The sequence below is a fragment of the Delftia sp. NA_296.1 genome, from assembly GCF_052692095.1.
Genome location: NZ_JBQZGF010000010.1, coordinates 121,267 through 132,896 on the forward strand (window position 1 = coordinate 121,267; position 11,630 = coordinate 132,896).

Consider the following 11,630-nt stretch of genomic DNA (forward strand, 5'->3'; position numbering starts at 1 on the left):
GTCAAGGGTGGACAAGAATGGTTTCCGGAGCGATGGGCGGCAGGGGCGCCATGGCCTGGCTCCGGCATTGTTATAAAAAAGATCGGTTTTTCCATGAATCTGAATCAAATCACGGTCGCCCAGAAGCTGTGGGCCCTGGTGCTGGGACTGCTGGTGAGCATGCTGGTGGTCAACGGCGGCATCCTGGTCTATCTGCACGGGGTCAACGAGAAGATCAACACCGATGTGATGACCGCGCAAAGCGGCGCCACGCTGGCGCGCGAGTGGCGGCATCTGACGCAGATGAGCGTGGAGCGCTCCATCGTCGCGGCCATGTCGCCCGACGAGACGCTGGCAGCGCAGCAGCGCGCGTTGATGAGCAAGGGCATAGAGCGCATCAACGTGCTGCAAAAGCAGGTGGGCGACCTGCAGCTGGGCGCGCAGTCCAAGCAGGCGCTGGACGCCGTGGCGGCCGAGCGCCGCGAGACGCTCAAGGCCAACTCGGCGGCCCAGGAGGCGCGCAAGGCCAGCGATTTCGCCACCACGTTCGACATCGTTGAAAAGCAGCTGCGCCCGGCGGCCGAGCGCTACAACAGCGCGCAGGAAGCCTTCGTGCAGCAACTGGAGCGCCAAAGCGAGCTGGGGCGCGAGGAAGGCATGGCCCATCGGCGCCAGGCGTACTGGATCGGTGCGCTGGCCAGTGCGGTCATCGTGGCCCTGGGCCTGTTCATGGGAGTGGCCATCATGCGGTCGATCACGCGGCCGCTGGACCAGGCCGTGGCGCTGGCCGACGGCATTGCCGCAGGCGATCTCACGGGGTCGGTGCAAAGCAACCGGGGCGATGAGCTGGGCCATCTGCTGCAGGCGCTCAACGGCATGGCGCAGCGGCTGCGCGGCGTGGTGGGCGAAGTGCGCTCTGGCGTGGAGTCCGTGTCCACGGCCTCCAACCAGATCGCCAGCGGCAACCAGGACCTGTCCTCGCGCACCGAGCAGACAGCGGCCAACCTGGAGGAGACGGCGGCCAGCATGGAAGAGCTGACGGCCACCGTCACCCAGTCGGCCGATACGGCGCGCCAGGCCAACCAGCTGGCGGCCACGGCCGCGCAGGCGGCCGAGCAGGGCGGTGCCGTGGTGGCCCAGGTGGTTACCAGCATGCAGCAGATCACGGACAGCAGCCGCAAGATCGCCGACATCATCGGCGTGATCGACGGCATTGCCTTCCAGACCAATATCCTGGCGCTGAACGCCGCCGTGGAAGCGGCCCGCGCTGGCGAGCAGGGCCGGGGCTTTGCCGTGGTGGCGGGCGAGGTGCGCTCACTGGCCCAGCGCAGCGCCGAGGCGGCCAAGGAAATCAAGCTGCTGATCACCACCAGCGTGGACAACGTGCAGTCGGGCTCGAAGCAGGTGGAGCAGGCGGGGCGTTCCATGGAGGAAATCGTCTCCAGCGTGCGCCGCGTCAGCGACCTCATCGGCGAGATCACGGCCTCGTCCACCGAGCAGCGCGACGGCATCGGCCAGGTCAACCAGGCCGTGACCCAGCTCGACCAGATGACCCAGCAGAACGCGGCCCTGGTCGAGGAATCCAGCGCGGCTGCGCTGGCCATGCAGGACCAGGCGCGGCGCCTGTCCGAAGTGGTGGCGGTGTTCAAGCTGGGGCAGGAGGGCAGCGCACTGGCGCCGGCCAGGGCACACGTGCCGGCCACCGCAGCGGCACGCCGGCCGGCATCTATCGGTGCAACCGGTGCAACTGCTGCGGTGCGCCCTGCGCCTGCGGCACCCGTCCGTCCAGCGCCTGCCGTGCGCAATGCACCGGCGCCCCAGAAGATCCAGCAGCCCGTGGCGAAGGCCCCCGCCAGGACAGCGGCCAAGGCCGGGGCGGACGACGACTGGGAGACCTTCTGACCGGGAGGAGCGGGGATGCAGGCCGGCGTGCAAGTCAGCGCCGGCCTGCAGGCCTTCGTCAGTTGCGCGGCTTGCCGTAGTCGGGCGAGCGCGGGCCTGGCAGCAGTCCGCGCTGCGCCATGGGCGACAGCAGGCGCTGGTTGGCGATGGAGGCGATCTGCACGCTGCGGTCGTTCATGGTGTCCAGGATCTGGTTGAGCAGTGCCGTCACCAGGATGCCGACCAGTCCGCCGCCTGAACTTTGTCCTTCGGCGCTGGAGGCCGTGGCACTGCCATCCCACAGCTGGGTGCCGGTGCGCAGGTCCACCAGCCTGGCCTCCAGCGTGACCACGGAGGCGCTGCTGATCACCGCATAGCTGGTGCCGTAGTTGCGGATGTTCAGGTACAGGGCCGCATCGGCGCCAAAGATTTCACGGAGCTTGGCCACGGGCAGTTCCTGGGCGTCGTCGGCGCTGACGATGCCGTTCTGGCGGAACATTTCCTCGGTGACCGCCACGGGCAGAACGTAGTAGCCGGCCTCGGCCAGCGGCAGCGTGATCTGGGACAGCACGCCCGCCGGCGCATTCACTTCCGGGGACTGGTTCAGCGCAGGCATGACCAGGATGGAGGCAGGCTTGGATGCCCGCAGCGCCGAATAGTCATAGGGCGCGGTGGTGGCGCACCCGGTCAGCGCCACGGTCATGGCAAGAGCCAGGGTCTTGATGTGATCGGTCAGGCGCATGTCAATTCTTGCGGGCCGTGAAGGTTTGCAGCAGCGTGTCCATGAAGGTGGCGGACTCGGGGAAATGCTGTTTTTCCTCGGCCAATTGCTCCACCGTTTTTTCGTTGTTGCCGGTTCGGGAATAGAGCATGGCCATATGGGCGCGGTAGCCGGGCGGCAGCGCCTTTCCCTCGGCCTGCACCTTCAGGCGGGCTTCTTCCAGCTTGAGCAATTGGTCCTCGGCGCCGGTACTGCCGTCGTCCTTGAGATATTGGTAGACCTGGGGCTGGTAGTCATTCCAGGCATACAGCGGCTGGCGCGGCGCGGCGCAGCCGGCCAAAGTGGCGCAGATGGCCAGCGCGGCCAGTGCCGTTGCCGAATGGACGGGGCGCTTCATTGCGCGGGCTTCCATGCGCCGCTGTCAATGCCGGCCGCCAGCTTGTCCACGGCTTCGCGGATGGCCAGATCCAGTACCTTGCCGTTGAGCGTGGAGTCATAGCCGGCCGTGCTGCCGAATCCCACGATTTCGCGGTTCGACAGGCTGTATTCGCCGGCACCCTGCACCGAATAGACGACTTCGGAGGTCTGCACCCGGACGATGTTCAGGCTGACCTTGGCATAGGCCACCTGCTCCTTGCCACGGCCGAGCACGCCGAAGAACTGGCGGTCCCCGACCACCTTGCGGCCGAACTCGCTCACGTCGCCGGTCACGACATAGGTGGCGCCCTTGATCGCTTGCTCCTGCTTGTTGAAGCCCGCTTCCTGGCGGGTCTCGGACATGTTGTCGCGGTCCAGCACGCTGAATCGGCCGCTTTGCTGCAGGTGGGTTACCAAGATGGTTCTGGCCTGGCCACCGAGGCGATCGACGCCGTCCGAGAAAATGCCGCGCTGAAAGCTGGAGCGGTTGTCGAATTTGCCCACGGAAATGGGGCTGCGCGGGCCTTGATAGGCGATGGATGCAGAAGCGGGCTTGGCTGTTTCAAGCGTGCGCGATTGCTCGGTGGTGGAGCAGCCGGAAAGGCCGGCGGCCAGGGTGATGGCAATGGCCGTGCAAGGCCACAGGCGAGAGGTCATGAGTATTTCCCCGGTTTTCTTGGAATGAATTTGCAATAATTTGTTGCAAAAACCGGGGATATTAACCGAGGGGCGCCGTGAATGGCGCCCCGGGTCTCTAGGACGCGTCCGAATGCACTCCCTCGATCAGGAATTGCACCTTGCGCTCTCCGCGCCATTCATTGATGTCCATGCGAAAGGCAATGCAAGCCGATGGCGGCAGCGGGTCGGTATGGCCGAACCAGATTCCGTCCACGGTTTCGCCCTGATGGCGCAATTGCAGTTTCAGGTGCTTTTCACCGACCAGGCGCTGTGACAGCACTTCCAGCTGCTCGCTGAAGGTGGGCGGGGCAAAGCCCTGGCCCCAGACCGCGAGATTGAGCTGCTCGACCATTTCGGGCTTGCGGAAATCCGGGTCCAGCGGTCCGTCGGTCTCTATGCGGCGCGTCAGCGTGGCTGCGTCCAGCCATTCCTGTGCCACCTGGGCCAGGGCCTTCTCGAACACCGCGAAACCGGCCTCGGCAATGGTGCAGCCGGCCGCCATGGCGTGGCCGCCAAAGCGCAGCAGCAGGCCGGGGTGGCGCTTGGATACGAGGTCCAGCGCGTCGCGCAGGTGAAAGCCGGGAATGGAGCGGCCCGAGCCCTTGAGTTCATGCTCGTGCCCCGGCGCGCCGCTGGCGGCGAAGACGAAGCTGGGCCGGTGCATGCGGTCCTTGATGCGCGAGGCCACGATGCCGACCACGCCCTCGTGGAAGTCGGGGTCGAACACGCTGATGGCGGCCGGCGGCGTCATGCCGTCCTCGCACAGGCCTTCGGCCATGAGCAGGGCCTGCTCGCGCATGCCGCCTTCCAGTTCGCGGCGTTCGCGGTTGATGGCGTCCAGCATCTGCGCCAGGTTGGCGGCGCGGCCCGCATCGTCCGTGGTCAGGCACTCGATGCCGATGGTCATGTCGGACAGCCGGCCTGCGGCATTGATGCGCGGGCCCAGGGCAAAGCCGAAGTCGAACGTGGTGGCCGCAAAGGCCTTGCGGCCAGCGGCTTCGAACAGGGCCAGCAGGCCCGGCTGCATCTGGCCACGGCGGATCTGCTTCAGGCCCAGCGCGACCAGGCGGCGGTTGTTGGCGTCCAGCCGCACCACGTCGGCCACCGTGCCCAGGGCGACCAGGGGCAGCAGGGCCTCCAGCCGGGGCTGGCTGGCCTTGTCGAAGCGGCCGCGCGCGCGCAGCTCGGCGCGCAGGGCCAGCAGCACGTAGAACATCACGCCGACACCGGCCATGGACTTGCTCTCGAAGCTGCAGCCGGGCTGGTTGGGGTTGACGATGGCATCGGCCAGCGGCAGGTGGTTGCCGGGCAGGTGGTGGTCGGTGACGACCACCTGCAGGCCCAGGGCCTTGGCCTCGGCCACGCCTTCGACGCTGGCAATGCCGTTGTCCACGGTGACCATCACCTCGGCGCCGGTTTCCTTGACGCGGCGTGCGATGGGCGGCGTCAGGCCGTAGCCGTCCACCACGCGATCCGGCACCAGGTAGCTGACCTCGGTCGCGCCCAACATGCGCAGGCCGCGCCAGCCCACGGCGCAGGCGGTGGCGCCGTCGCAGTCGTAGTCGGCCACGATGCACAGGCGCAGGCCGCGCTCTATGGCATCGGCCAGCAGCCGCACGGCGGCCTCCATGCCCAGCAGGCCCGAGGGGGCCAGCAGGCGCGCAGGCGTGTCGTCCAGTTCGTCGGCGGAACACACGCCGCGTGCGGCGTAGAGCTGGGCCAGCAGAGGGTGGACGCCGGCCTGGCGCAGTGCCGAGGCCTGCTGCGCAGGGATCTCGCGGGGGATGATTTTCATGGGCAATGTGTCAGAGCATGCGGCCCAGGTCGGGCAGGGCGCGGGGGCCGAAAAGGCCCGTCAGCCTGTCCAGCCAGCGCGGCGGGCGGCTGCTCCATGCGATGGCATGGCGTTCGCCGCACAGCGTCAGCGTGAGCGGGTGGCCTGCGCGCACGCGCTCCAGCAGGCGGGCGATGAGCCCGGCGTCCAGCGCCTTCCACGCCTCGCGCCACGCAGCGGGGTTGCCCTGCAGGGCTGCGGCGTGAAGGTCGTCCAGGCATTGCACGGCGGCCTTGGCGCCGGTGGCCGTGCCGGGCTGCAGGCGCCCGGCGCCGTGGACCCAGAAGGCGTTGATGGGCACCTGTCCGCGGGCGGCGCGGGCGTCGTTGAAGACATGGGTGTAGAGCAGCATCTGCACCTCGCTTTGCAGGCGGTGCAGGGCGCGTGCCTGCTGCGCGTCGGGCAGCCAGGGCCGCACGTCGCGGCCGATGACGCGGTCCATGGAGGCCGTGGCCAGGTCATCGAACAGCGCACCGCGCGCCAGCCAGCGCTGCGGCTGCTGGTACTCCAGCACGATGCCGTCGTCAGCGAACCAGGGCGCCAGCAGGGCCAGCAGCTGGCGGGATTCCTCATCGCTGAGGGGTGTGGTGGCGGGATCGCTCTGGTGCACCTGGTCTGCGCCTATGTGCCAGTGGCAGGGCGTGACATAGGCGCAGGCCTGCGCTGTCTCACCGGCCTGCCAGGCGGCCCAGGCAATCAGGCCCGGCGCATCGGGCAGGCCCAGCGAGCGCGCCAGGGCGCGTTCGTGGGGGGGAGAAAAATCCATCTCCGTGCCGGTCTGTGCGGGCGCGGGCTGCATCAGCGCCAGCAGGGATTGGAGATGGGGCAGCTCCAGTCCGCCCCAGACGGCCGCGACGGCAGCGTCATCCGCTGCATCCGAGGACGGACCGCCGGCATAGGGGATGATCCATTCGGTCGTTTCCTCCAGCGGGGCTTGGGTGGAGGACACCAGGGGCGCGGTCAAAAGCATGGCCGCTATTGTCGGGCATGGGGTGCCGCAGTGCCGGCGCCTTCGTTTTTCCCCTTGGAGCGCGGTTCAGCGCTGGGGCATGTCCCGGGCCGAAGAGACCAGGCTGACCGTGGCGTCCTCGGGGATGGGCGGCATGCCCTGGTTCCAGTCTTCCCAGGCGCTGCGCATGGCGGCCAGACGCTCTGGCGCGCGCGCTGCCTGGTTGGCGCGCTCGCGCTCGTCGGCGGCAAGGTCGAACAGGTAGTCGATGCCGTCCACGCGCAGGTACTTCCAGTCGCCATCGCGCAGGGCACGTTGGCCGCGGTGCTTCATGCGCCAGTGCAGGGTGCGCGGGAATTCGGTATCTTCGGCCCGCAGCACGGGCAGCAGCGAGATGCCGTCCAGCGCATGGCCCTCTGGCGCCTGCACGCCGGCGGCATCCAGCACCGTGGCCGACCAGTCCATGCTCATGCAGTGCTGGGGGCTGCTGCGGCCCGGCGCTATGACGGCTGGCCAGTGCGCGATCCAGGGCACGCGTATGCCGCCCTCGGTCAGGTCCATCTTGCCGCCGACCAGGGGCCAGTTGTCGGAGAAGCGTTCGCCGCCGTTGTCGCTGGTGAAGACGATGAGGGTGTTGTCCAGCTGCCCGTTGGCGCGCAACGCCTCGACGATCCAGCCTATGCCTTCGTCCATGTGGTGGATCATGCGGCGGTACTGGTGGATGTTGCCGCCGTCCAGGTGGGCAATGCCTGCGCCCAGCGCCTCGGCCGTGCTGCGGTCATCGCGCGTTTCCCAGGGCCAGTGTGGCGCCGTGTAGTGCAGGCTCAGGAAGAAGGGCGCATCGCCTTGGGCCATGCGGTGGACGAAGTCCACGCTGCGCTGCGACAGCAGGTCGGTCAGGTAGCCCTCGTCATGGTGCTCCTCCTCGCCCACCCACAGGTCGTGCTGGCCCGAGCTGCTCAGGTGGGTGAAGTAGTCCACGCCGCCCGACATGGGGCCGAAGTATTCCTCGTAGCCCGAGCGCAGCGGGCCGAAGTGCGGCGGGTAGCCCAGGTGCCATTTGCCGATCAGCGCCGTGCGGTAGCCCGCATCCCTGAGCATGGAGGCGACGGTGGGCATGTCCGGCGGCAGGCCCAGCTTCTCGCCCAGCGGCGTGCCGCGTGTCTTGCTGTTGATGGGCTCCTCGGCCGCACCGCGCAGGCGGTACTGGTAGCGCGCCGTGGCCAGGGCAAAGCGCGTGGGAGAGCACACGGGCGAGTTGGCATAGCCCTGGGTGAGCCTGAGGCCGCTGGCGGCCAGGCGGTCGAGCACCGGGGACACCGCTCCGAAGTCGGCCGCGCGGCCGCCGTAGCAGCCGAGGTCGGCATAGCCGAGGTCGTCGGCCACGATGAAAAGGATATTGGGACGGGACATGGAAATGCGCTCTGTGCAGGGTCGTGGGCGGGAAGCGGCGGCGCTCATTCCATCTTCATTCCGGTGGACTGGATCACGGTCCGGTAGCGGTCGGCCAGCGCCTGTATGCGTTCGGCGGCGGCCGGGCCGGTCAGGCCTTCGTAGAACAGGTCGTTGGCGCGCATGCGCTCGCGCAGGGCCGGATCCTTCATGGCCTTTTGCAGCGCGGACTGGATTCTTGCGACCAGGGGCTCGGGCGTGGCGGCAGGCACCCACAGGGCGAACAGCACTTCCTGCTCCAGGTCCTTGTGGCCCAGCTCGCCCACGGTGGGCACGCCGGGCACCAGCGGGTTGCGCTGGCGCGTGGTCACGGCCAGCGGCACGACCTTGCCGGCCGCCACCTGGCCCAGCATGGCCGAGGAGCTGATGATGCCGCCGTCCACCTCGCCCGCCAGCACGGCCGTGCTGGCGGGGGCGTTGCCCTTGTAGGGCACGTGGCTGACCTTGGCGCCCGTGGCATGGGTGAGGATGGCCGAGGCCAGGTGGCCTGGCGTGCCGTAGCCGGCCGAGCCCAGCGTCAGGCCGCTTCTCTTGCCCTGGGCGATGAACTGGTCCAGGGTCCTGAGGCCGGTGCGCGGGTTGACGGCCACCATCATTCCCTGCGAGGCGATCATCATCACGGGGCGCAGGTCCGCGCCCTTGAAGGGCATGCTCTTGTAGATGAAGGGATTGACGGTGAAGGTCGTGTCGATGCCGACCAGCAGCGTATAGCCGTCGCCGGGCGCCTTGGCCGCGTTGTCGGTGCCGATGTTGCCGCCCGCGCCGGGCCGGTTGTCCACGACGAAGGGCTGTTTGAGTTCACGCTGCAGTACCTCGCCCAGGCTGCGCGCCAGGATGTCGGCGGCGCCGGCGGGCGCGAAGGCGACGACGATGCGCACGGGTTTGGCGGGCCAGGCCGCGGCATCGGCGGCCGCATCGGCCCGGGCGCCAGCGCCGGAGCCCAGGCCCAGCAGAAGGGCCAGGCCGGCCCGCAGCAGCGGGCTGCGCAAGGCATGGGTGGCATGGGTGGCTTGGAACAGGGAAAACATGGTGGCGAACTTTCTGCGCTGCGGGGGCGCCGGGCTTTGCGAGAATCCCCAGGCCGGCTCCGGACGGTGGCTCCCGTTGTCTCCTTTCCGGACGGGGCCACTGTAGAAGCCCCCGCAGCAATTGATCTAATCAACTGTTCCCCGTGAATACCCGTCCCGCTCCCACCTCCATCCAGCAGATGCTGCTGTTTCGCATCAACCGCTACTTCGGTGCAGCGGGCGGCGTGGCCATGCGCATGTGCGAGGCGCATTTCGGCATCACGCGCCGCGAGTGGGGCGTGATGGCCACGGTGGCTGCCAACGAGGGCCTGCTGTCGTCGGAGCTGGCCGAACGCGCGCAGCTGGACCGCGCACGCACCTCGCGCGCCCTCAGCGGGCTGGAGGAAAAGGGCTGGGTGCAGCGCAGCCCCATGCCCGGCGACCGCCGCCGCGTGGCCGTGTCGCTGACCACCGAGGGGCGGCGCATGTACGGCCTGATCCTGCCGCGCATGGCCCAGATCCACCTGGACCTGGTGTCCGTGCTCAGCGACGAGGAACTTGAACAATTCGACACCTTGCTGGCCAGGCTGCAGCGCCATGCGCTGACGCTGGAGGCGGAGGGCCGCTACGACGCCCTGCCGCGTGTGGACCGCGGACGGCACCGGCGCTGACACGCCGACGGCAAAGCCTGCCGCCATGCAGGGCCTGTGGGCGATGACACAATGCATGCCCATGCAATTTCCCTACGAACTGGCCGTCGGCTGGCGCTACACCCGGGCGGGGCGTGCCACGCGCCGCAACGGCTTCATCTCGTTCATCTCCGGCGTCTCCATGCTGGGCATCGCCCTCGGTGTGGCGGCGCTGATCATCGTGCTCAGCGTGATGAACGGCTTCCAGAAGGAAGTGCGCGACCGCATGCTCAGCGTGGTCTCGCACATCGAGATCTTCGCGCCCCAGGGCGCGGCGCTGCCCGATCTGGAGCGCACCATGCGCGAGGCGCGCGCCAACCCCGACGTGCTGGGCGCCGCCCCCTTCGTCGCGGCCCAGGCGCTGCTGGCGCGTGGCGAGGACATGAAGGGCACCCTGGTGCGCGGCATCGATCCGGCGCGCGAGGGCGAGGTCACCGATGTGGCCGCCACCAATGCCGAGGTGCTCAAGCGCCTGGTGCCTGGTGAATTCAACGTGGTGCTGGGTGTGGAGCTGGCGCGCTCGCTGGGCGTGCGCCAGGGCGACATGGTCACGCTGATCGCCCCGGGCGGCCAGGTCACGCCGGCCGGCGTGGTGCCGCGCCTCAAGCAGATGCATGTGGTCGGCACCTTCGACTCCGGCCACTACGAATACGACTCGGCCCTGGTGATGATGCATTACGAGGACGCGCAGCGCCTGTTCCGCCTGGAAGGGCCGACTGGCATCCGCCTGAAGCTCAAGGACCTGCACGAGGCGCCGCGCGTGGCCATGGAGCTGGCCCACACCATCACCGACCGCCTGCTGATCCGCGACTGGACCCAGCAGAACCGCACCTGGTTCGCGGCCGTGCAGCTGGAAAAACGCATGATGTTCATCATCCTCACGCTCATCGTCGCCGTGGCCGCGTTCAACCTGGTGTCCACGCTGGTGATGACGGTGACCGACAAGCGCGCCGACATCGCCATCCTGCGCACGCTGGGCGCCTCGCCGTCCAGCATCATGGGCATCTTCATGGTGCAGGGCGCCATGGTGGGCGTCATCGGCACCTTCGCAGGCCTGCTGCTGGGCCTGGGCATCGCCTTCAACATCGATGTCATCGTGCCGGCCATCGAGCGCCTGCTGCACGCCAACTTCCTGCCCAAGGACATCTACCTGATCAGCAAGATGCCCAGCGATCCGCAGTACAGCGACATCATGCCCATCGCCGTGATCTCCCTGGTCCTGGCCTTTGTCGCCACCATCTATCCCAGCTGGCGCGCCAGCCGCGTGAACCCCGCCGAGGCGCTGCGCTATGAATGAAGTGAATGTGATGCCCGGTTTCGAAGTGTCCCAGCAGGGCGCTGTGGTCCTGGATGCGCGCGGCCTGACCAAGCGCTTTGCCGAAGGACGGCTCAACGTGCAGGTGCTGGCAGGTGTCGACCTGCAGGTGCGCGCGGGCGAGACGCTGGCCATTGTCGGCGCCTCGGGTTCGGGCAAGAGCACGCTGCTGCACCTGCTGGGCGGGCTGGACGCTCCCACCAGCGGCAGCGTCACCCTCAAGGGCGAGCCCCTGCATGAACTCAGCGCCCAGAAGCAGGGCGCGCTGCGCAACCGGCACCTGGGCTTCATCTACCAGTTCCACCATCTGCTGCCCGAATTCAGCGCCCAGGACAACGTGGCCATGCCTCTGCGCATACGCCGCGACGACAGGGCCGAGTGCATGGAGCGCGCCGCACGCATGCTGGCGGCCGTGGGCCTGGGCGAACGCATGCTGCACCGTCCGGCCGAACTGTCGGGGGGCGAGCGCCAGCGCGTGGCCATTGCCCGTGCCCTGGTCACCCAGCCGGCCTGCGTGCTGGCCGACGAGCCCACCGGCAACCTGGACCGCAGCACGGCCGACACCGTGTTCCGCCTGATGCTGGAGCTGGCGCGCAGCCATGGCACGGCCTTCGTCATGGTCACCCACGATGAGCAGCTTGCGGCGCGCTGCGACCGCATGGTGCGCCTGGTGCAGGGCCAACTGGCCTGACCGGCAGGCCTGAGTCT

The 11,630-nt window shown here is 68.4% G+C and carries 11 protein-coding genes; 4 read left to right on the plus strand and 7 right to left on the minus strand.

The window, feature by feature from the left end; genetic code table 11:
- Positions 1-93 precede the first annotated feature (93 nt).
- Positions 94-1,881 carry a methyl-accepting chemotaxis protein gene (locus ACUTR7_RS23000; RefSeq protein WP_445609898.1) on the plus strand — a complete coding sequence of 596 codons (1,788 nt, stop codon included), beginning with the start codon at positions 94-96 and terminating at the stop codon, positions 1,879-1,881.
- Positions 1,882-1,939: 58 nt separating this feature from the next.
- On the opposite strand, the gene ACUTR7_RS23005 is transcribed toward ACUTR7_RS23000, so the two are convergent.
- From ACUTR7_RS23005 to ACUTR7_RS23035, 7 genes are all read right to left on the minus strand, one after another.
- Positions 1,940-2,602: a DUF799 domain-containing protein gene (locus tag ACUTR7_RS23005; RefSeq protein ID WP_013800877.1), complete on the minus strand. Its 663-nt coding sequence runs from the start codon at positions 2,600-2,602 to the stop codon at positions 1,940-1,942.
- Position 2,603: 1 nt separating this feature from the next.
- A complete protein-coding gene (locus ACUTR7_RS23010) occupies positions 2,604-2,978 on the minus strand; it encodes a DUF4810 domain-containing protein (RefSeq protein WP_012207206.1) in 375 nt (124 codons plus the stop codon).
- Complete coding sequence (locus ACUTR7_RS23015) at positions 2,975-3,655, minus strand: CsgG/HfaB family protein (protein ID WP_445609899.1); 681 nt, start codon at positions 3,653-3,655, stop codon at positions 2,975-2,977. The genes ACUTR7_RS23010 and ACUTR7_RS23015 overlap by 4 nt, the downstream gene beginning before the upstream one ends.
- A 97-nt stretch (positions 3,656-3,752) precedes the next feature.
- Positions 3,753-5,471 (minus strand): single-stranded-DNA-specific exonuclease RecJ, encoded by a 1,719-nt coding sequence (gene recJ, locus ACUTR7_RS23020; RefSeq protein WP_043825009.1) that lies wholly within the window; start codon positions 5,469-5,471, stop codon positions 3,753-3,755.
- A 10-nt stretch (positions 5,472-5,481) separates the two neighbouring features.
- Entirely contained in the window at positions 5,482-6,480 is a 999-nt protein-coding gene (locus ACUTR7_RS23025) for a hypothetical protein (protein WP_063328199.1), read from the minus strand.
- 66 nt (positions 6,481-6,546) lie between these two features.
- The gene (locus tag ACUTR7_RS23030) at positions 6,547-7,872 is read right to left on the minus strand and encodes a sulfatase family protein (protein ID WP_445609900.1); all 1,326 of its coding nucleotides are present in this window, start codon (positions 7,870-7,872) and stop codon (positions 6,547-6,549) included.
- Between the two features lie 44 nt (positions 7,873-7,916).
- Complete coding sequence (locus tag ACUTR7_RS23035) at positions 7,917-8,939, minus strand: tripartite tricarboxylate transporter substrate binding protein (protein WP_445609901.1); 1,023 nt, start codon at positions 8,937-8,939, stop codon at positions 7,917-7,919.
- A gap of 179 nt (positions 8,940-9,118) precedes the next feature.
- Here ACUTR7_RS23035 and ACUTR7_RS23040 point away from each other — a divergent pair, with 179 nt between their 5' ends.
- From ACUTR7_RS23040 to lolD, 3 genes are all read left to right on the plus strand, one after another.
- On the plus strand, positions 9,119-9,589 hold the full coding sequence (locus tag ACUTR7_RS23040; protein ID WP_445609953.1) for a MarR family winged helix-turn-helix transcriptional regulator: 471 nt from the start codon (positions 9,119-9,121) through the stop codon (positions 9,587-9,589).
- A gap of 61 nt (positions 9,590-9,650) precedes the next feature.
- Positions 9,651-10,904, plus strand: coding sequence for a lipoprotein-releasing ABC transporter permease subunit (locus ACUTR7_RS23045; RefSeq protein ID WP_063328596.1), 1,254 nt, complete (start codon positions 9,651-9,653; stop codon positions 10,902-10,904).
- Positions 10,897-11,613, plus strand: a complete 717-nt coding sequence (lolD, locus tag ACUTR7_RS23050) for a lipoprotein-releasing ABC transporter ATP-binding protein LolD (protein WP_013800885.1) — start codon at positions 10,897-10,899, stop codon at positions 11,611-11,613. Before ACUTR7_RS23045 ends, lolD begins: the two co-directional genes overlap by 8 nt.
- The last annotated feature ends 17 nt before the right edge of the window (positions 11,614-11,630 follow it).

Bases quoted from the DNA above. Each gene is read 5' to 3' on its own strand.
- ACUTR7_RS23000 (WP_445609898.1), top strand. From the start codon at position 94: ATGAATCTGAATCAAATCACGGTCGCCCAGAAGCTGTGGGCCCTGGTG.
- ACUTR7_RS23005 (WP_013800877.1), bottom strand. From the start codon at position 2,602: ATGCGCCTGACCGATCACATCAAGACCCTGGCTCTTGCCATGACCGTG.
- ACUTR7_RS23010 (WP_012207206.1), bottom strand. From the start codon at position 2,978: ATGAAGCGCCCCGTCCATTCGGCAACGGCACTGGCCGCGCTGGCCATC.
- ACUTR7_RS23015 (WP_445609899.1), bottom strand. From the start codon at position 3,655: ATGACCTCTCGCCTGTGGCCTTGCACGGCCATTGCCATCACCCTGGCC.
- recJ (WP_043825009.1), bottom strand. From the start codon at position 5,471: ATGAAAATCATCCCCCGCGAGATCCCTGCGCAGCAGGCCTCGGCACTG.
- ACUTR7_RS23025 (WP_063328199.1), bottom strand. From the start codon at position 6,480: ATGCTTTTGACCGCGCCCCTGGTGTCCTCCACCCAAGCCCCGCTGGAG.
- ACUTR7_RS23030 (WP_445609900.1), bottom strand. From the start codon at position 7,872: ATGTCCCGTCCCAATATCCTTTTCATCGTGGCCGACGACCTCGGCTAT.
- ACUTR7_RS23035 (WP_445609901.1), bottom strand. From the start codon at position 8,939: ATGTTTTCCCTGTTCCAAGCCACCCATGCCACCCATGCCTTGCGCAGC.
- ACUTR7_RS23040 (WP_445609953.1), top strand. From the start codon at position 9,119: ATGCTGCTGTTTCGCATCAACCGCTACTTCGGTGCAGCGGGCGGCGTG.
- ACUTR7_RS23045 (WP_063328596.1), top strand. From the start codon at position 9,651: ATGCAATTTCCCTACGAACTGGCCGTCGGCTGGCGCTACACCCGGGCG.
- lolD (WP_013800885.1), top strand. From the start codon at position 10,897: ATGAATGAAGTGAATGTGATGCCCGGTTTCGAAGTGTCCCAGCAGGGC.